This is a genomic window from Streptomyces sp. NPDC054932 (genome assembly GCF_053610205.1).
The window spans coordinates 65,898-84,244 of record NZ_JBSGXU010000002.1 but is presented as its reverse complement, the minus strand read 5'-3'; the positions used below and the strand labels follow the sequence as shown (position 1 = coordinate 84,244).

Annotated in this window: 16 protein-coding genes, 1 tRNA gene and 1 pseudogene; 9 read left to right on the top strand and 9 right to left on the bottom strand. The window is 70.8% G+C overall.

What is annotated here, in order from left to right:
• Positions 1 to 502 precede the first annotated feature (502 nt).
• The 7 genes from ACWGE1_RS01105 to ACWGE1_RS01075 form a co-directional block, all read right to left on the bottom strand.
• Positions 503 to 907, bottom strand: a complete 405-nt coding sequence (locus ACWGE1_RS01105) for a DUF6344 domain-containing protein (protein WP_453418451.1) — start codon at positions 905 to 907, stop codon at positions 503 to 505.
• Positions 908 to 1,170: 263 nt separating this feature from the next.
• A tRNA-Ser gene (locus ACWGE1_RS01100) sits at positions 1,171 to 1,255 on the bottom strand.
• A 51-nt stretch (positions 1,256 to 1,306) separates the two neighbouring features.
• Positions 1,307 to 2,254, bottom strand: a complete 948-nt coding sequence (locus ACWGE1_RS01095; protein WP_453418450.1) for a trypsin-like serine peptidase — start codon at positions 2,252 to 2,254, stop codon at positions 1,307 to 1,309.
• Positions 2,255 to 2,466: 212 nt separating this feature from the next.
• Complete coding sequence (locus ACWGE1_RS01090; RefSeq protein ID WP_453418449.1) at positions 2,467 to 3,513, bottom strand: YeiH family protein; 1,047 nt, start codon at positions 3,511 to 3,513, stop codon at positions 2,467 to 2,469.
• On the bottom strand, positions 3,513 to 4,061 hold the full coding sequence (locus ACWGE1_RS01085) for a cysteine dioxygenase (RefSeq protein ID WP_453418448.1): 549 nt from the start codon (positions 4,059 to 4,061) through the stop codon (positions 3,513 to 3,515). The genes ACWGE1_RS01090 and ACWGE1_RS01085 overlap by 1 nt, the downstream gene beginning before the upstream one ends.
• A 79-nt stretch (positions 4,062 to 4,140) precedes the next feature.
• The gene (locus ACWGE1_RS01080) at positions 4,141 to 5,046 is read right to left on the bottom strand and encodes a LysR family transcriptional regulator (protein ID WP_453418447.1); all 906 of its coding nucleotides are present in this window, start codon (positions 5,044 to 5,046) and stop codon (positions 4,141 to 4,143) included.
• An 89-nt stretch (positions 5,047 to 5,135) separates the two neighbouring features.
• Positions 5,136 to 6,599, bottom strand: a complete 1,464-nt coding sequence (locus ACWGE1_RS01075) for a S1C family serine protease (RefSeq protein WP_453418446.1) — start codon at positions 6,597 to 6,599, stop codon at positions 5,136 to 5,138.
• Between the two features lie 240 nt (positions 6,600 to 6,839).
• Between ACWGE1_RS01075 and ACWGE1_RS01070 the strand changes: the two genes are divergently transcribed.
• From ACWGE1_RS01070 to ACWGE1_RS01060, 3 genes and pseudogenes are all read left to right on the top strand, one after another.
• Positions 6,840 to 7,628: a glycerophosphodiester phosphodiesterase gene (locus tag ACWGE1_RS01070; protein WP_189738591.1), complete on the top strand. Its 789-nt coding sequence runs from the start codon at positions 6,840 to 6,842 to the stop codon at positions 7,626 to 7,628.
• A gap of 59 nt (positions 7,629 to 7,687) precedes the next feature.
• Positions 7,688 to 8,325: pseudogene (locus ACWGE1_RS01065) on the top strand (ATP-binding protein).
• A gap of 256 nt (positions 8,326 to 8,581) precedes the next feature.
• Complete coding sequence (locus ACWGE1_RS01060; protein ID WP_453418445.1) at positions 8,582 to 9,556, top strand: DUF5926 family protein; 975 nt, start codon at positions 8,582 to 8,584, stop codon at positions 9,554 to 9,556.
• 872 nt (positions 9,557 to 10,428) lie between these two features.
• Here the strand turns inward: ACWGE1_RS01060 and ACWGE1_RS01055 are convergent.
• Positions 10,429 to 11,157, bottom strand: a complete 729-nt coding sequence (locus ACWGE1_RS01055; RefSeq protein WP_453418444.1) for a bifunctional DNA primase/polymerase — start codon at positions 11,155 to 11,157, stop codon at positions 10,429 to 10,431.
• A gap of 397 nt (positions 11,158 to 11,554) precedes the next feature.
• Between ACWGE1_RS01055 and ACWGE1_RS01050 the strand changes: the two genes are divergently transcribed.
• Together ACWGE1_RS01050 and ACWGE1_RS01045 are read left to right on the top strand one after the other, a co-directional pair.
• Positions 11,555 to 13,108 carry a PP2C family protein-serine/threonine phosphatase gene (locus ACWGE1_RS01050; protein ID WP_453418443.1) on the top strand — a complete coding sequence of 518 codons (1,554 nt, stop codon included), beginning with the start codon at positions 11,555 to 11,557 and terminating at the stop codon, positions 13,106 to 13,108.
• 119 nt (positions 13,109 to 13,227) lie between these two features.
• A complete protein-coding gene (locus ACWGE1_RS01045; RefSeq protein ID WP_453418442.1) occupies positions 13,228 to 14,694 on the top strand; it encodes an aminopeptidase P family protein in 1,467 nt (488 codons plus the stop codon).
• A 59-nt stretch (positions 14,695 to 14,753) separates the two neighbouring features.
• Here ACWGE1_RS01045 and ACWGE1_RS01040 read toward each other — a convergent pair whose 3' ends face one another.
• Positions 14,754 to 15,197, bottom strand: a complete 444-nt coding sequence (locus ACWGE1_RS01040) for an ATP-binding protein (RefSeq protein WP_453418441.1) — start codon at positions 15,195 to 15,197, stop codon at positions 14,754 to 14,756.
• A gap of 277 nt (positions 15,198 to 15,474) precedes the next feature.
• On the opposite strand from ACWGE1_RS01040, the gene ACWGE1_RS01035 reads away from it, so the two are divergent.
• The 4 genes from ACWGE1_RS01035 to ACWGE1_RS01020 all read left to right on the top strand — a co-directional run bounded on the left by ACWGE1_RS01035 (position 15,475) and on the right by ACWGE1_RS01020 (position 18,345).
• Positions 15,475 to 16,317, top strand: coding sequence for a PASTA domain-containing protein (locus tag ACWGE1_RS01035; RefSeq protein ID WP_453418440.1), 843 nt, complete (start codon positions 15,475 to 15,477; stop codon positions 16,315 to 16,317).
• 108 nt (positions 16,318 to 16,425) lie between these two features.
• Positions 16,426 to 17,148 (top strand): YcnI family copper-binding membrane protein, encoded by a 723-nt coding sequence (locus tag ACWGE1_RS01030; RefSeq protein ID WP_453418439.1) that lies wholly within the window; start codon positions 16,426 to 16,428, stop codon positions 17,146 to 17,148.
• Positions 17,149 to 17,215: 67 nt separating this feature from the next.
• On the top strand, positions 17,216 to 17,869 hold the full coding sequence (locus ACWGE1_RS01025; RefSeq protein ID WP_453418438.1) for an SCO family protein: 654 nt from the start codon (positions 17,216 to 17,218) through the stop codon (positions 17,867 to 17,869).
• Complete coding sequence (locus tag ACWGE1_RS01020; protein WP_453418437.1) at positions 17,866 to 18,345, top strand: copper chaperone PCu(A)C; 480 nt, start codon at positions 17,866 to 17,868, stop codon at positions 18,343 to 18,345. Before ACWGE1_RS01025 ends, ACWGE1_RS01020 begins: the two co-directional genes overlap by 4 nt.
• Positions 18,346 to 18,347: the final 2 nt, after the last annotated feature.

Below are 18,347 nucleotides of genomic sequence, written 5' to 3'. Positions count from 1 at the left end.
ATCCCCGGCGAACCACCCCGGAGTTCCCGATTCCCCCGCAAGCATGGCCAACATCGGATAAACCTCATTCGCGCCCCCGAAGCCCCAGGTCAGCAGCCTGGAAACTGCTGCACCCCCCGCCACACAAGGGATGAAGCGTTCCGCCAGACTCCGTGTCCCGGACATGCCGAAAAGGGCCGCGCTGTCCGGGAACCCCACCGTCTCCCGGGCCTGCGGCCCTGCGATGCCAAGCTTCACGCCCCCTGTGCGCCCCGGCGCAAGCCGGGGTGATCCACCCGTGCCCCACTCCGGGGGCACCACTCAGCGCGATCCACGGTCACGACCGACCGGGCTCCAGCGCCTGCTTCTGGTTCTGGTTCCGACTCTGCCTCTGGCCCTGCTCGTGCTTCCGGTCCTGCCTGTCCTGCTCCTGCCCGGCGGCGGCGCGTACGCCTGCGAACCGGACCGTGCGACTGCGACGACGACTACGACTACGACTACGACTACGGGAACCGATACCGGCCTACGCGGCGAGCCGGAGCGCTTCCCGGGAGGCGCCGGCGGTCGCTGCGGAGTGCACGGCAACCGGGGCTGCCACAGGGGCTGCGACGGGGATCAGGCTCCGGCGGGCGACTTCTGCTCCGGCACCCATGGACGCGGCGGTGGTGGAGCGGCGGACGGAGGGGGTCTTGCCGTGCGCCTCGGCGCGGATCCGCTGCTTGATGGTCGGCGGCAGCGAACCGCCCCGCATCATCGCCCGCCAGGTCCGCCGGGCCACGACGGCCGGCCGGCGCATGACGTGGGCCGCGGGAGCCACAGCGGCGGGGGCGGGCGCCGCCTTCCCCGCGAGACCGAAGCAGGAGAGGAGGGCCACGAGTGCGGCGAGGACGGAGGTCCAGATCGACGTGAGGACGTTGCGGTGAGCCATGACGGGGTGCCTCGATTCACGATGTTCCGACGGGCGGATCTGCATACATTCGTCATGATGTGGCCGCAACCGCACCGCTCCCATCGCGCGCGCCGATCTTCCGACAAACACCACCCGGAAGGGTCAAGGCCACGGATCACTGTCTGCCAGGGGCGCAGGAGAAACGGCGCCCGCGGAGGCCGGGTGGCTCGTCATGCCGGATGCGATGGGGGGACATGAGAGCGGCCCCCGACCGTTCAAGCTGGTCAGGGGCCGTTCATCTGCGGTGGGTGTGGGATTTGAACCCACGGTGACTCGCGCCACGACGGTTTTCAAGACCGTTCCCTTAGGCCGCTCGGGCAACCCACCTGGCCGGTACAGAGTACCGGCCAGGTAAGGGTGTCGGGGGCGCCTGTGGGGTCAGGACGTCTGGGCCTTGTCGTAGGCCGCCTTCGCCTCGTTGCCGAAGTACGGGCCGTACATCCGGTTCGGCAGGAAGGTGTAGCCGAAGCTGTTCACCGAGACCTGGGTGCCCAGGCCCGTGGCCTCGTTGAAGTCCTGGAACCAGGGGCCGCCACTGGAGCCGCCGGTCATGTTGCAGGCCAGGCTGTGATCCTTGGTCAGCAGGAAGTCCTTGCCGCTGTTGCCGCTGCAGTAGACCAGCTTGGTGCCGTCGTACGGGGCCGCCGCGGGGAAGCCGAAGGAGTACATCTTCTTGTTGTAGCCGCCGTTGAAGAGCAGCCCCTGGGCGCCGACGGTCTGGCTGAGGGTCTTTCCGTTCAGCGGGGCGACGACGGCGAGACCGACGTCCATGTTCATGTCCTCGCTCGCGGCCCACTGGTCGGTGGCGAAGGTCTTGGTGGCCGACCACTGCCCGTAGGGCGCGGAGCCGTTGTTGTAGGCGGGGACGAAGACCCAGTTCGTGTGCCAGGCACCCTGGTACTTCACGCAGTGGCCGGCCGTGATGACCGTGCTGCCGTTGGCGCTGGTCACCGAGTCGCCGGAGCAGGAGGCGGTCCGGTCGCCCATGCTGAAGAAGACCCGCCCGGAGGTCTTCACGACGGCGCCGCCGCCCGTCCAGGCGCCGCCCGCCTGCGGGAACGCCGTGGGGGATGCGGCTGCCGTCGGGGCGATGGCCGTGGGGGCCGCCGATGTGGCGACCGGGGTGCGGGCCGCCCCGGGGACCGCCGTCACGTCGAGCGGGGTGGCGTTGCGCATCCGCTCAGCGGTCCAGAAGCCCTGGGTGTGCTGCTGCCGGAAGGACGCGGGGGCGTCCGCGGCGAGTGAGGGGGTGGCCGCCGTCAGGGCGCCCGCGACCAGGGCGCCCGCGGCGAGCAGGACGGACAAGGCCGTGCGATGACGATTCACGCATGACTCCTTCTGCCGTGCCCGGGCCGGGTGGCGAAACCGGGCAGGGTGGGGGTGAAGAGCGGTCGGTGCGGATCGGCTGTGCGCGGTGCTCGGTGCGTGGTGCGGATTACCGGGGGCAGAGTGGCACGGGCCCGCTGCAATGTCAGCGGGCAGTCGGAACGTTCGGTCGGTTCCGGCCAGGAAATGGCCAACTCCCCGCCGTTGCACCGTCATACGGTGAGCATCACGCCCGCGTACGAAACCCCCGCGACCACCACCCACGCCCCGAGTCCCAACGCCGCGGCCCGCCCGCCGGTCCGGGCCAGCGTCGGCAGGTGCACCGCGCTCCCCAGGCCGAACAGGGCCGCTGCCAGCAGTGCCTCCTGGGCGGTGTGCGCCCATTCCAGCGCTACGTCGGGCAGTACCCCGGTGGCGCGCAGCGCGGCCGCGGCCAGGAACCCGAGCACGAACAGCGGCACCGGTGCCGGGCGGCGGCCCGAGGCGGTGCGCACCCCGCGACGCCGGGCCCGTACCGAGAAGGCCACGGCCGCCACCAGCGGGGCGAGCAGCGCCACCCGCATCAGCTTGACCAGGACCGCCTCACCCAGGGCTTCCGGGCCCGCGGTCTGCGCGGTGGCCACGACCTGACCGACATCGTGCACCCCAGCGCCGACCCACCGCCCGAAGGCGGGGTCGGAGAGTCCCAGCGGCCCCTGGAGGAGGGGAAGTACCGCTATGGCGAGCGTCCCGCACAGGGTGACCAGTGCCACCGAGGCGGCCACGTCCTCCTCGTCACTGCCGGACACTTCGCTCACCGCGCCGATCGCCGAGGCGCCGCAGATCGAGTACCCGGTGGCGATCAGCAGCGGCTGATCACCCGGGAGTCGCAGCCGACGGCCCAACCACAGGGTGCCGAAGAAGGTGGCCGCGACCACGCCGACCACCATGGCCACCGTGGCCCAGCCCAGCCGGAGCACCTGGTCCAGCCCCAGGCCGAGACCCAGCAGGACGATGCCCATCCGCATCAGCCGACGCCCGGCCAGCGAGAGCCCCGGGCGCGCGGCCGCGCGTGCGAAGTTCCGCAGGCCGGGGAGGTGCGCCACCGCGATACCGAGCACCACCGATGCGGTCAGCATCGGCACGGCGGGCACGAGGCGATGGACGCACCATGCCGTCAGAGCACCACCCGCAGCCATCGCCAACCCGGGCCAGGGAGTGGGTGTTTCACGTGAAACATGCGGGGCCGCCGTGCCCTGGGGGCGGTGAAGGAGGGCCATCAGTCGACGGGGAGCGTGTAGACGCGACGGATGCTGGTGCCCAGCCTGGAGACGTCCGCGCCGTACACGTGCACGGATATTGCCTTGTCCGTACAGGAGTTGCGCACCTTGTGGATGTCACCGGGCGGAGCGAACCCGCAGACATCGCCCTGGGCGTTGACCACGTCCTCGGTGGCCACCAGCCGGGCGGGGCCGGCGCCGGGCGCGAGCCGGAAGCGGCGCTCGCTCTCCTCTCCCTGATGCACCCCGGCCACGCACCACGACACGTGGTCGTGGATGCAGGTCTCCTGTCCGGGCAGCCACACCAGTGCCACCACCGAGAAGCTGCCGTCGGACTCGGCGTGCAGGATGTGCTGCCGGTACCGCTCCGGGTCGCCTTCCTGCTGCGCCGGGGTCAGCAGGTCGCTCGCACCCAGGTGCGGGGCGAGACGTTCGCCCACCAGGTACGCGGTGAGGTCGGGAGCCAGCCCCCGCTCCACGACCGTGCGGATCTCACTGACGAGGGCGGCCATCCTCGTGGTGGTGCGGGCCGGCGTGGTGGTGGTCATATCGGCAGCGTGCTGCCACCGTTCCATCACGTCCAACGACAGTTATTACCTGAATTCCCAAGCACTGCTTATGGGTTGGTCAGCAGCCGACCCGGTTCGCCGCCACCTGCTTCAGCGCGTCGAGCACCACGGCCGTCGCCGGAATCCGCAGGTGGTCCCGGTAGAGGTACGCCGCGATGTGCCGGCGCGCGGCAGGCTGGAGGGCCCGACCGCACACCCGGCTCAGTGACAGGGAGGGCAGGACCAGCGCGGGCATCATCGCCACGCCCAGTCCCTGTGCGACCAGGCTCTGCACCACCAGGTTGTCGTCGGTGGCGAAGCGGATGTCGGGCACGAAGCCCAGCTCCGCGCACTCGTGCAGCAGGTTCGCGCGGCAGCGCGGGCAGCCCGCGATCCACCGTTCCTCGGCGAGATCGGCCAGTTGGACGGCGCGGCGCCGGGCCAGCGGATGCCCGGTCGGGAGCAGCACCGTCAGCTGGTCCTCCAGCAGCCTGACCTCGGCGACCTCCTCCGGGATCTCCTCGTGCAGGCCGGGATAGGTGAAGGCCAGGGTGATGTCGCACTCGCCGCGCTCCAGGCGGCGCAGCGACTCGGGCGGCTCCCCCTCGAGCAGTTCCACCTGTATGCCCGGATGGTCCTTGGCCAGGCCGCTCAGGGCCTCGGGCACGAGGGTGACATTGGCACTGGGGAAGCCGCACAGCCTGACCCGTCCGGTGCGGAGCCGGGCGTACGCCCTCAGCTGGGCCTCGGCGGCGGAGAGGTTGCCGAGGATGGTCTCGGCGTGCCGGGAGAGGGACTCCCCGGCCTCGGTGAGCTGCATCCTGCGGCCCACGCGGGTGAACAGCGGGGTCCCGACGGCGCGTTCGAGCGCCTTCATCTGCTGGGTGATGGCGGGCTGGGTGTAGCCCAGCACGCGGGCGGCGGCCGAGTACGACCCGGAGGCGACCACCGCGTGAAAGGTCCGTATGTGCCGAGAATCGAACACCAGCGAAGCATAAGCGGACATTGGAGGGGCCGTAGGCGGATTCCCGCCTACGGCCCCTCCACATCGGGCCGCCGCCGCGGCCGTTGGCGCTACTTGTCGCCGACCCTCGAGCCGAGCGTGATGTCGACGGTGGTCGGCTTGCCACCGCGCAGGTAGGTCAGCTTCACGGTGTCGCCGGGCTTGTACGTCCAGATCATGCTGATCAGGGTCGGACCGCTGTCGACCGGCTTGCCGCCGAACTCGGTGATGATGTCGCCCGGCTTGAGGCCGGCCTTGCCGGCCGGGCCGTTCGGGTCGACCAGCTCGTTGGCCGCCGCGCCCTGCTCGGAGATCTTGGCGCCCTCGGACTTGGCCTGGAGGTCCACGGAGACCGAGATCACCGGGTAAACCGGCTTACCCGTCTTGATCAGCGATTCGGCGACGTTCTTCGCCTGGTTGACCGGGATGGCGAAGCCGAGGCCGATGGAGCCGGCCTGGCCGCCACCGAAGCCGCCGTTGCCCGCGGACTGGATCGCCGAGTTGATGCCGATGACCGCGCCGCGCCCGTCGAGCAGCGGACCGCCCGAGTTGCCCGGGTTGATCGAGGCGTCGGTCTGCAGGGCGCTCATGTACGAGTTCTTGCTGCCAGTGCCGTCCCCGGAGGCGACCGGGCGGTTCTTGGCGCTCACGATGCCGGTGGTGACCGTGTTGGACAGGCCGAAGGGGGCGCCGATGGCGATGGTCGAATCACCGACCGCGACCTTGTCGGAGTCGCCCAGCGGCAGCGGCTTGAGGCCGGCCGGCGGGTTCTTCAGCTTGAGGACGGCGACGTCGTAGCCCTGGGCTCGGCCCACGACCTCGGCGTCGTACCGCTTGCCGTCGGAGAACGTCGCGAAGAGCTTGCCGCCGTTCGCGGCGGAGGCCACGACGTGGTTGTTGGTGAGGATGTGGCCCTGCTGGTCATAGACGAACCCGGTGCCGGTGCCGCCCTCGCCGTCGCCCGCCGAGGCCTCGATGGTCACCACGCTGGGCAGGGCGCCCGCGGCCAGACCGGCGATGGAGCCGGCCTCGCGCTTGACGTCCCTGGGGGTGTTCGCGGCGCTGATCGTGGTGGAGCCGGTGCCGTTGTTGCTGCGCTCGGCGGCCCAGTAGCCGACGCCACCGCCGATGCCGCCCGCGATGAGGGCCGCCACCAGGACGCCCGCGATCAGGCCGCCCTTGCCCTTCGGCTTGGGCGCCGGAGCCCCGTCGGCGGTCAGGGGGGCGCCCCAGGCGCCGCCGCCGTGTCCGCCGCCCGCTCCGTAGACCGGCATCGTGGGCGGCGGGGGCGGCCAGCCCTCGGCCCCGTGTGCGGCCGGGGCGGGAGCCTGGCCGTAGGCCGGGGGCGCCGCAGCGGGCGGGAACTGCTGGGTCGGCTCGGTGCCGGGCGTCGGAGTGGGCGGGAGCTGCTGGGTCACCGGCTCGGTGACGGCAGGAGCGGGAGCCGCACCCTGCGTCTCGGAGGCCGGAGCAGGGGGTACGGACGGGGCCGCGGGGGGTGTCGGGGCCGCGGTGCCCTCGTTCTCGGTGCTCACAGCGCTCTCTCCTCGTCACACACGGCTTCAGACAATTCTCTGGCGATATCGGTCCGACTGAACGTTCGACGTGCCGCACAAGTTCCTGGGCAAAGCCTTTCCCATGACCCGTCAGAGCACTGTAAGCCGGACCTGTGCATCTCTTCCCATTCTTTATATCCGACATTTCGGATGCACTCATGGGGCCGAGCCCGACACCCGGGCACCTCTCGGTGGCACCATGACCCGGTGACCCACGCAATGCCGCGCACCATCCAGGTCGTCGCCCACCGCGGCGCCTCGGAGGATGCCCCCGAGCACACTCTGGCCGCCTACCGGAAGGCCATCGAGGACGGCGCAGACGGCCTCGAATGCGACGTCCGGCTCACTGCGGACGGCCATCTGGTCCTGGTCCACGACCGCCGGGTGAACCGTACGTCGAACGGCCGCGGCGCCGTCTCCGCACTGGAGCTGGCCGATCTCGCCGCCCTCGACTTCGGCTCCTGGAAGGACCGCGAGGAGTCGCCCGACTGGGACGCGGACCCCGAGCGCACCTCCGTCCTCACCCTGGAGCGCCTGCTGGAGCTGGTCTCCGACGCCGGACGGCCGGTGCAGCTCGCGATCGAGACGAAGCACCCGACCCGCTGGGCCGGACAGGTGGAGGAGCGCCTCCTCGTCCTGCTCAAGCGCTTCGGCCTGGACGCCCCGCCCGCCGAGGGACCGCACCCGGTGCGGGTCATGAGCTTCTCCGCGCGCTCCCTGCACCGGATCCGGGCGTCCGCGCCGACGATCCCGACCGTATATCTGATGCAGTTCATCTCGCCCCGGATGCGGGACGGGCGACTGCCGGCCGGGGTGACGATCGCCGGCCCCGGCATGCGGATCGTGCGCAATCACCCCGCATTCATCCACAAGCTCCAGGGTGCGGGGCACTCCGTACACGTTTGGACAGTGAACGAACCGGAAGACGTTCAGCTCTGCGCTGATTTGGGCGTGGAGGCAATCATCACGAACAGACCCCGCCAAGTTCTGTCCCAACTGGGGCGCTGACGTCCCGTTTTGCACACCCGTCACCTGCACCCCCTCCGTCACAGGGAGTGCTCCGGCGCATCCGCTCCGCATTCGGTCGGTGTGAATGCGTCAGAGGGGCCCGCTTCGGACTCCTTCGGCGGTTTCCGGTCCAGGCCATTGGGGCATCCAGACCATGCGTGGGGCTAAGGAGGTTCCGGGGGTGGCGTTGGTGGTGGCACAAGAAGTGCCCACGTCGTCGTGCATGGACGTACGCCATGGTCCTGCGGGCGTGGGCGAGGCGAGACACCGAATGCGCGAGCAACTGCGTATGGGCGGTGTGCCCGAATCGGTCGTGGACGATGCCGTACTGATCCTTTCCGAACTGCTCAGCAACGCCTGTCGACACGGCAGGCCGTTGGGCTCTCGGGAAGTCGGGGACGGGGAGATACGCGCCGCATGGCGCGTCGACAGAGCGGGACGACTGACGGTCGAGGTCACGGACGGAGGCGGGCCCACCCGCCCTGTTCCTGCCACGCCCTCGGTCACCGCACGGGGCGGCCGGGGGCTGAACATCATCAGCGCACTGGCCCAGGACTGGGGTGTCCGGGACGGAGCGGCGGGTGAGGTCACCGTGTGGGTGATCGTTGCCTGTGGGCCCCGGCACGAGGATTTCGCTACGCGCGTTGCGCCCCCGGCGATCGACTTCCGCACGGCATTCGACGACCTCGATCCCTGAACCGGGGATCCTCCACCGCACGACATACAGACACGACCTACAGACACGACGAACAGAGCGAACCGGCCGAACGGAACAGCTCGACCGGCACAACAGCACGACAGCAGCACAGCAGTACCGGGCATCCGCGCAGGCGGCCGTCCGGGAGCGCACGCCGACCGTGCTCCCGGCCGCACCCAACCGGTTCCGGCGGTACGAACGGCTAGGCTCGCGCCCAGACACGACGCCGTACCGCCGCAACCGGGAGACACGCACGATGGCCAAGAAGCGCCCCGCAGCCAAGACTGCAAAGCCGCAGCTCAACAACGGTGAAATCCCGGTTGTGGGCGCCCGCGAGCCCTGTCCCTGCGGATCCGGCCGCCGCTACAAGGCCTGCCACGGCGCAGCCGCCGCACACGCCGTCACCGAGCACGTGCAGCGCCCCTTCGAGGGGCTGCCGGGCGAGTGCGACTGGGTCGCCCTGCGCGAGCTGGTGCCCGCGGCCACCGTTCCGCTGTCCCTCAAGGGCGGTCTGCCCGAGGGCGTCCCCTCCGTCACGCTGGTGACCGTACTGCCCATGGCCTGGCCGGCGCTGCGCCGCGAGGACGGATCCGTCCTCCTCGGCCTGCAGAACGACTCGTCCTCCGGCGACCTCGGCCGCGACATGGCCGACACCCTGGAGCGCGCCCTCGTGGCGGAGCCCGGTACGCCGGTTGCCGCGCGCCGGGTTCCCGCCGAGGGGCCCCGACTTCAGGATCTCCTGGACGCCGACGGCGGTTTCGAGCCGGTTGTGCACAGCGGGTTCGAATTCTGGATTCCGGAATCCGAGAGCGCCCAGAACGCCTCGCCGGAGATCGCCGCCTCGCTGGAGCGTGCCAACGCGGCCGCCATTCCCACCGTCAAGCTGACCGGCGTGGACTCCGCCTACTGGTGCGAGACCCCGGACAAGAACCACCTGCGCTGGGTCATGCCGCACCCCGAGGAGAAGCTCCTCGACGCCCTCGCACGGCTGCACGCGGCCGGCACGTCCTCGCTCGGCGAGGGCACGAAGCTCGTCGGCTCCTTCCGTGCGCACGGCCTGATGGTCCCCGTCTGGGACCTGCCCACCGGGGTCACGGCCGACGACGTCGAGAAGCCCGCGGCGGAGTTCGCGGAGCGGCTGGCCGGGGCTCTGGCCACGGACGCCCCGCTGACCACGGAGGAGCGCCGGGCACGCGGCGGACTCACCAACCGCCAGGTGACCCTCAGCTGACCGGGGGCACGCGGGGAGCCGGTGACCGGAGTCACAACTCCCGCTAATCGTCTGCAAATCGGTGTCTGAATATCGGAGATCGAATTTGCGAACAGGCGATCTCTTGTTACCGTTCTTGTAGCCCGGTCGCTGGTGCATCCCCCGTCGCCAGCGACCGGGCCCTTGATTTTCGGGGTGCGATCAACCGTCACCCGGTGCCGGTGAGTTGCTCCCGGACCTCAAGAGCAGTTCCCCTTCATCATCCGGAACTGCAAATTCCGCTACGGCCGAGTAACTGTCCGGCTCTCCGGCAGATGCCTCCTTCGGCGTCTCGCACAGGCCCGGTTCGTCGCCCGCGCCCACCGCGCACCTGATCTGGACCGTACGCCCGGCCGGCCCCATCAACGTCAGCACCGCGTCCAGTCCTCGACCACTCGTGTTTCGGTAGTAACTCCGGCCCCACGTCCGGCCTTCACCCACCAGCACGCAGGTCTGCGCCTCCACCCCGTGCGGCGAGGACAGTTCGGGACCGCAGCGGGAATCCGTACGGGGCTGCTCGACCGGGCCCGGCTGCTGCGGGGCGACCGACGGCGCCGAGTGCGCGGGCGCCGTGGGGGACGGGCGGGAGGCGTCCGAAAGCCCGAGTGCCGAGAACAGGCCTCCGCCTTTTCCGTCGTCCTGACCGGCAAAATCCGGCCCGGCGATCGCTCCGGCGAGCGGGAGCGACAAGATGATCAGCACACCGGCGCCGATACCGATCAGGCGGAGATTCATTCGCCGAAGATAGCGAGGCGGGAATGGGGCACGGAGATCCCCGCGCCCAATTCCCTTGGAAACCGGCCCCGCTGGCACCCGTACGAGTGATCCTCAGGGGCTCTCAGGGGTCCTGCGGGTCAGTACGCGAGCCTGCTGCCGCCGCCGGGCGCACCGCTGCTGGCCTCGACCAGTGCGTCCACGACCGCCTCGACCTCCGGCAGCCAGAGGCTTCCCGCACGCCGGGAACCCGACGGCCGCCGATCCGCCTGCGGCTCCCGCTCCCAGCGCACCTGGCCACCGCTGGACGCGGCCGAGGGCGGCAGCAACAGGTAGCCGCCCTCGCCGTGGAAACGCAGCGAGGAGGGCACGTGGTCCTTCGCGTACAGGAGTTCACCGAGCCGCTCCAGCGAGTACGGCGCCACCAGCAGCGCCCATCGGGTGGGCGTGGCCACGACCGGCCCGAGCCGCATGCCTTGCGCGTCCAGTCGTACGAGGGCACGCGCGGCCGCGCCGGCCGGCAGGCTCACCGCGCACGGGGCGGGCCCGCCGGTGGCCATCAGGACGGGAGCGGTGGGCCGGTTGGTCCACCACCAGGCCACCATCCGTGGGTCGGTGGTGGCGGCGAGCAGTCCGGGGTCGAAGGGGTGTGCGCCGGGGACGACGCAGTCGGGTTCGGGGCAGGCGCATCGCGATCCGTCGGTTCCGGACCGGCCGACGCCGGGCAGGACGGGCCACTGCCAGGTGGTGGCGCAGACGAGCGCCGCGTCGAGGAGAGTGGGCGTGCCGCCGCTCTGTCCCGGTTCGGGGCGCAGGGATTGAAAGCGATCGCGGAGCCGCTGGAGACGCCTTCCGAGGATCTCGCGCATGTGCGCTCGTTCCTTTCCGTTGAACGTCGAGGGCCACATCACACCATGTAACCGGTGTCTCACCACACGTACAGGTTTCGCGTCACTGTCCGCCAGAAGCAGGTTCACACGGTTCGTGCAGTTTTCTTACGGGTCCATCAAACGTCCCGCGGGGGTGGAGCGCGACCCGCGCCGGCTGCCGAGACCGGCTGCCGCCGCTAAGGACGAGGGCCCGTGCCGAGTGGTTCCCGGCGGCGCCAACTCACCCTGAGCACCAACGAGTACGTACCCGACCCCCTTGAGGAGCCCGCTCAGTCGATCGCAAAAACCGACTGCTTCCAGCTTTTTCCGGCCAAGTTCTAGCCTTGGCTCGACGGTGAGTTGCCGTCCCACGGACACCAGGATTCCCACCTGGGCAATGCTGGACATGCATCCATGTGTGCGTGTAGATGTGGATTCCTTGATGGCGGCGCAGCACGGTCTGGGGGTTTGCGATGCTATTTGGCGAATCGCACCAGGTGGAAAGGCGGACGCCATGAGCGCCCCGCATCTGCCGAAAGTGGCTGGAATCGATCCAGCAGTAACCATGTCACCGCACACTGCGGCGCCCACGCCCGCCCGGACCACCCCCGCCCCGGCCCCTCCGCCCGGTCCGGGCAGTGTCATCCAGGACCGGCTGGCGGGCATGGTCTCGGATCTCACCACCCTGCACGAGCTCACCGAGCGCCTCGCCCGCGCCACTGACCTCGACACCTCCCTCCGCGAGTTCCTGCGCGCCGGAGCAGCGCTCGTCGGCGCGCGCCGCGGCCTGATCGTCCTGGAGCCCTCCGACGGGCTCGGCCCGACGAGCACGATCGGCCTCGGGCTCGGCCACGCGGAGCTCGGCCACATCGAGACCGTGCCGCGCAGCGCCACCTCCTACGGGCGGATCCTCGACGGACTGCCCGACGCCAAGGGCGGCTCCGAGGTCCTCCCCGAACCGGGCGCGCCTCCCGGCGCCGGGGGTTTCGCCGCCCCCGTGGACCCCCGCCACCGTGAGGTCGCCGCCCGCCTCGGCTACGCCGCCAGCTACGCGCTCCCCCTCACCGCCGAGGCCACCGGCCGGCTCGGCGCGGCCGTCTGGCTCTACGACGAGCAGGCCGAGCCGAACGACCGCCAGCGCGACCTCGCCGGGCTGTACGTACGCCACGCCGCCGAGCACCTGGCCCGGATGCTGGAAGTCGAGCGCTCCCGCTCGCACCTGGCCACCGTCGCCGAGGAGCTGCTGCCGAGCCGGCTCCCCCGGATCCCCGGGGTGCAGCTCGCGGCCCGCCACCACACGGGGCCGCGCGGCGGGGGCGACTGGTACGACGCCCTGCCGCTGCCCGAGGGCGCCCTGGGACTGGCCGTCGGCTCCGTCACCGGATCCGGGCCCAGTGCCATCGCCGCGATGGGCCGGCTGCGCGCATCGCTGCGCGCCTACGCCGTCATGGAGGGCGAAGACCCCGTAGCCGTCCTCTCGGACCTGGAGCTGCTGCTGCGCCTCACCGAGCCGGCCCGCTCCGCCACCGCGCTCTTCGCCTACTGCGAACCCGCCGGGGGGCCCCAGGCCGACGGCCAGGGCAGCAAGATCATCCTGGCTGGTGCAGGGCACACCCCGCCGCTGCTGATCGGCGAGCACCGCACCGAGTACGTGGAGACCTCGCTCTCCGCTCCCCTGGGCATGCTGTCCTGCTGGGAGGCGCCGAGCGTGGAGATCGAACCCGCACCCGGAGAAACGGTGCTTCTCTACACCGACGGGCTGCTCCACCACACGGGCGACCCGATGGACCGGGCCTACGCCCGGCTGCACGCCGCGGCCGCGGCGGCGCCCCGCAGCGCCCGCGAGGACCCGGCGGCCCTGTGCGAGCACATCCTGCGGACCGTACTGCCCGGCGGGAAGCCGACCGAGGCCCCCGAAGACATCGTGCTGCTCGCCGCCCGGTTCGAATGAGACACGGAGCACGTTCCGAATCGTGACGGACGGCACGATTCGGAACAGCTCTCTCCGCACACGCATACGATGGATGCGGTCCACACCCAGGTCCGTACCGTCGTAGCTGAGGAGAAGACGTGGCTGACGAGCTCACCCCGGAGACCCCGGAAGAAGAGCAGCCCAAGAAGACGCACAAGCAGCGCAAGAACGGTCTGTACCCGGGCGTCAGCGACGAACTCGCAGAGAACATGCGCAGTGGCTGGGCCGACACCGAGCTGCACGGTCTGGAGCCCATCGCGCAGGCCCCGCACACCGTCGCCCGCCGCGACGCGCTGTCCCGGCGCTTCCCGGGCGAGCGCCTCGTCATCCCGGCCGGCCGCCTGAAGACGCGCTCGAACGACACCGAGTACCCCTTCCGGGCCTCGACCGAATACGCGTACCTCACCGGCGACCAGACCGAGAACGGCGTCCTGGTCCTCGAGCCCACCGGGCCGACCGGTCATACCGCCACCATCTACCTGCTGCCGCGTTCCGACCGGGAGAACGGCGAGTTCTGGCTGTCCGGCCAGGGCGAGCTGTGGGTCGGCCGACGCCACTCCCTCACCGAGGCCGAGCAGCTCCTGGGCATCCCCGCGAAGGACGTCCGCGAGCTCGCCGAGGCCCTCACCGAGGCCGAGGGCCCGGTCCGCGCCGTGCGCGGCCACGACTCGGTGATCGAGTCCGCCCTCACCGACAAGGTGACCAGGGAGCGCGACGAGGAACTGCGCGTCTACCTCTCCGAGGCCCGCGCCGTGAAGGACGCGTTCGAGATCGGTGAGCTGCAGAAGGCCGTCGACTCCACCGTCCGCGGCTTCGAGGACGTCGTGAAGGTCCTGGACAAGGCCGAGGCCACCTCCGAGCGCTACATCGAGGGCACCTTCTTCCTGCGCGCCCGCGTCGAGGGCAACGACGTCGGCTACGGCTCCATCTGCGCCGCCGGCCCCCACGCCTGCACCCTGCACTGGGTCCGCAACGACGGCGACGTCCGCTCCGGCGACCTGCTGCTGCTCGACGCCGGCGTGGAGACCCACTCCCTCTACACCGCGGACGTCACGCGCACGCTGCCGATCAACGGCACGTACACCGACATCCAGCGCAAGATCTACGACGCGGTCTACGAGTCCCAGGAAGCCGGCATCGCCGCGGTGAAGCCGGGCGCGAAGTTCCGGGACTTCCACGACGCCTCCCAGCACGTGCTGGCCGAGAAGCTCGTCGAATGGGGCCTGCTGGACGGCCCGGTCGAGCGCGTCCTGGAGCTCGGCCTGCAGCGCCGCTGGACCCTGCACGGCACCGGCCACATGCTCGGCATGGACGTCCACGACTGCGCCGCCGCCCGCACCGAGGCGTACGTCGACGGCACCCTCGAGCCGGGCATGTGCCTGACCGTCGAGCCCGGTCTCTACTTCCAGACCGACGACCTCACCGTGCCCGAGGAGTACCGCGGCATCGGCGTCCGCATCGAGGACGACATCCTCGTCACCGAGGACGGCAACCGGAACCTCTCGGCCGGGCTGCCCCGCACCTCGACCGAGGTCGAGGCGTGGATGGCGCGTCTGAAGGGCTGACGCCGGCGCGGCAACGTCCAGGTGGGCGGGATCCTCCGGGGTCCCGCCCATCGGCGTTCCTACGACACCTTGAGCAGCGCGTCGTCGCGCCACTTCAGCATCTTGTCGAAGCTCACCACCGCGCCGCGGCCCGGCCGGTTGCGGAAGCGGACGTGGTCGGCGAGTTCGGCGATCAGGTGCAGGCCCCGGCCGTGTTCGGCCAGGGCGGGTCTGCGGCTGGCCACCGTCGCGGGCGGGAACCCCGGACCGGAATCGGTCACCTCGATGCGGCAGCAGTCCCCGTCCAGATAGGCCGTGACGTGGTACGCCTCGGTATCGTCCGGAACTTCGCCGCCCCCGCCGTGCTCCACCGCGTTCGCACAGGCCTCGCTCAGCGCCACCGAGAGATCGAAGGAGATGTCCGGGTCCACCCCCGCGGTCTCCATCGTCCCCAGCAGCAGTCGCCTGGCGAGCGGCACGCTCGCGGCTTCGCGCCTCAAGTGGAGAGACCACCAGATGCTCATACGGTTACCTATTGCCGCCCGCGAGGGGGCGTAAGCGCCCTGCGGCCGTCCGAGACCGCAATACGCCCGGTCGGCCGACGCGGCTCTCCCGCGGAGCGGTGTACGCGGCGGGGCAACCGGCCGCGGCGGCGGTGCGGGAAACCGTCGGGGTGACCGTGGCGCGCCCGTCCGCCGCAGGCCCGGACAGGGCCCGGACGGTCCTCCCAGAGGGGACTCATACGGACCTTCCGGACCTGCCGTATGGAGGGCCCGGGCGCAGTGCGATGATGACCCGGCCATGTCTGACCCCCACGCGACGCACGCCGGAGCCGGCCTCCGGCTGATCCGGGCCGCGGTGTTCACCGCGGTCTGTGTCGTGCTGTCCGCGACCGGGCACGCCCTGGCGTCCTGCGCCAAGGTGCCCTGGTGGTCCCTCGCCCTCGGCTTCCTCGCCGTCTTCGCGGTTGCCGCCCCGCTCGCGGGCCGTCGGCGGACCCTGCCCGGCATCGCCGCCGCACTCACCGCCGGACAGCTCGGCCTGCACGCGCTGTTCGGCCTCGGCCAGCACAGTGCCGTGGCCGCGCAGGCACCGGCAGGCACCGCCGACGCCTCGCTCGCGGAGCTCGCCGCCCGACTGGTGTGCGGGGGCAACTCCGTACCGCTCAGCCCGGCCGACGCCCGACAGATCCTGGAGGCCGCCGGCCTGGATCCGGCGGCCCTGACCGAACAGGCCGGGCAGGTCGGTCAGGCCGGGCAGGTCCTGGCGCAGGAACACGGCGCGCACGCCCACGTGGCCCAGGCCGTCACCCTGGCGCCCTCGACCGGCCTGTTCAGCCCGGGCATGCTGGCCGGTCACCTGCTGGCCGCGCTCGCCGCGGGCTGGCTGCTCGGCCGCGGCGACGCCGCACTCTTCCGGCTCGTCGAACTGTCCAGGCGCTCCGCCGAAGCCGCCCCGGTACGTCCGTTGCGCGCCGCGCTGGCCTTCGTACACGCCCTGGGCGCCGGACTCCCGGGCTCGGCCGCCCGTACCCCGCAGTCCCTGCGGACCGGATCCGAACCCGCCCTCTCCACCGGCCGGGAAGCACTGCAGCACACGGTGGTCCGGCGCGGACCACCCGTGGCACTCGACCTCGCAGCCTGACGCGGCACCCTCCCTCCCGGACACTCAGCGGGACACCGGTGCCGCGAACTCCGTGCGCACCCGTGCGCGGAGCCACCGCCACCCCTGCTTCCGTGGAGTGTTCCTGCCATGAAGACCTCTCGCGTCTCCATCGCCGCCGCCATCGCCGCCGGTACCGTCCTCGTCCTCTCCGGCCCTGCCTTCGCCCACGTCGGCGTGCAGCCCGGCGAGGCCGCCAAGGGCGGCTACGCGACGATCAACTTCAAGGTCCCCAATGAGCGGGACAACGCGTCGACGACCCAGCTGGAGGTCAACTTCCCGGTCGACCAGCCGCTCTCGTCCGTCATGCCTCAGGACGTCCCCGGCTGGACCGTGAAGGTCGAGACGAGCGATCTCGCCACGCCGCTGACGGTGCACGGCAAGCAGATCACCAAGGCCGTCACCAAGGTGACCTGGTCCGGCGGCAAGATCGAGCCCGGGAAGTTCCAGCAGTTCCCGCTCTCCGTGGGCAAGCTGCCCGAGAACGCCGAGCAGATGGTCTTCAAGTCCATCCAGACCTACGACAACGGTGAGATCGTCCGTTGGATCGAGGAGCCCAAGGAAGGTGCCGCGGAGCCGCAGAACCCCGCGCCCGTCCTGAAGCTGACCGCTCCCAAGGGCGACGACCACCACGGCACCGGCGCCAAGGCCGACGAACCGAAGAACGCCGACAAGGACGCCGAGCACGGCCACGACAAGGCCTCCGCCGAACACGGCTCCGACACCACCGCACGCGTCCTCGGCGTCGCCGGCATCGTCGTCGGACTCGGCGGTGTCGCCTTCGGCGTCGCCTCGCGCCGCCGCTCCGCCTGATCCGGCGCGCCCGAGGGCGCCGCCACTCCCACATCCGTTGCATCCCCGATCCCAGGGACATTTCTCCATGCGCACCACACGTGTGACGGTCGCCGCTCTGCTTGCGGCGACCGCACTCACCCTCACCGCCTGCGGCGGTGAGCCCCCCAAGGCCGGCTCGGTCACCCAGATCTCCGGCGGCCAGAGCGGCGCCAAGGCCGCCACCGTCCTGGACCGCCCCTTCAGCAAGCCCGAGCTCGTCCTCACGGACACCACCGGCAACCCTTGGAGCCTGCGTGAGCAGACCAAGGGCAAGCCGACCCTCATCTACTTCGGCTACACCAGCTGCCCCGACGTGTGCCCACTGACGATGAGCAACATCGCCGTCGCCAAGAAGGCACTCCCCAAGGCCGACCAGGACAATCTCCGGGTCGTCTTCGTCACCACCGACCCCGAGAGGGACACTCCCGACTCCCTCGCCGCGTGGCTCAAGGCGCAGGACCCGTCCTTCATCGGGCTCACCGGTGACTTCGCGACCATCCAGGCCGCCGCACGCACGCTCGGCATCGGCATCGAGGCCGCCAAGAAGGAGGCCGACAACAAAATCATCTCCATGCACGGCGCCCAGGTCATCGCGTTCTCGCCCAAGACCGACGAGGGCTACGTCCTCTACGGCGAGGGCACGACCGTCGACGACTACACCAAGGACCTGCCGAAGCTCGTCAAGGGAGAGAACCCGTGAACGCCCGCACCACCCGCACCCTCGCCGTCGTCCTCTCCCTGACGGCAGCGCTCGCCATATCCGGCTGTTCCGGCAAGGCGGAGCCGGAGATGACCGTCAGCGGCGCCTTCATGCCCCAGCCCGTGAACGACAAGATGGCCGGCGGGTTCATGGTCATCTCGAACCGGAGCGAGAACGCCGACAAGCTCACCGGCGCCACCTCCCCGCTCTCCGACGATCTCCAGATCCACGAGACCAAGGACCAGAAGATGCAGCAGGTCCAGTCGATGGACGTGCCGGCGAACGGTGAGCTCCGGCTGGAGCGCGGCGGCAACCACATCATGTTCATGGGGCTCAAGAGCACTCCCAAGGTCGGCGACAAGGTCACCGTCGAGCTCCACTTCGAGAAGTCCGGCCCGGTCAAGGTCGAGCTGGACGTGAAGGACCGGACGTACAACGCGCAGGCCCCGACATCCACGGCTGGCAACGCCCACTGACG

What these genes read in the sequence shown, in the direction of transcription:
- ACWGE1_RS01105 (WP_453418451.1), bottom strand. Translation starts at nt 907, where the DNA reads ATGGCTCACCGCAACGTCCTCACGTCGATCTGGACCTCCGTCCTCGCC.
- ACWGE1_RS01090 (WP_453418449.1), bottom strand. Translation starts at nt 3,513, where the DNA reads ATGGCCCTCCTTCACCGCCCCCAGGGCACGGCGGCCCCGCATGTTTCA.
- ACWGE1_RS01085 (WP_453418448.1), bottom strand. Translation starts at nt 4,061, where the DNA reads ATGACCACCACCACGCCGGCCCGCACCACCACGAGGATGGCCGCCCTC.
- ACWGE1_RS01070 (WP_189738591.1), top strand. Translation starts at nt 6,840, where the DNA reads ATGCCGCGCACCATCCAGGTCGTCGCCCACCGCGGCGCCTCGGAGGAT.
- ACWGE1_RS01060 (WP_453418445.1), top strand. Translation starts at nt 8,582, where the DNA reads ATGGCCAAGAAGCGCCCCGCAGCCAAGACTGCAAAGCCGCAGCTCAAC.
- ACWGE1_RS01055 (WP_453418444.1), bottom strand. Translation starts at nt 11,157, where the DNA reads ATGCGCGAGATCCTCGGAAGGCGTCTCCAGCGGCTCCGCGATCGCTTT.
- ACWGE1_RS01050 (WP_453418443.1), top strand. Translation starts at nt 11,555, where the DNA reads ATGCTGGACATGCATCCATGTGTGCGTGTAGATGTGGATTCCTTGATG.
- ACWGE1_RS01040 (WP_453418441.1), bottom strand. Translation starts at nt 15,197, where the DNA reads ATGAGCATCTGGTGGTCTCTCCACTTGAGGCGCGAAGCCGCGAGCGTG.
- ACWGE1_RS01035 (WP_453418440.1), top strand. Translation starts at nt 15,475, where the DNA reads ATGTCTGACCCCCACGCGACGCACGCCGGAGCCGGCCTCCGGCTGATC.
- ACWGE1_RS01030 (WP_453418439.1), top strand. Translation starts at nt 16,426, where the DNA reads ATGAAGACCTCTCGCGTCTCCATCGCCGCCGCCATCGCCGCCGGTACC.
- ACWGE1_RS01025 (WP_453418438.1), top strand. Translation starts at nt 17,216, where the DNA reads ATGCGCACCACACGTGTGACGGTCGCCGCTCTGCTTGCGGCGACCGCA.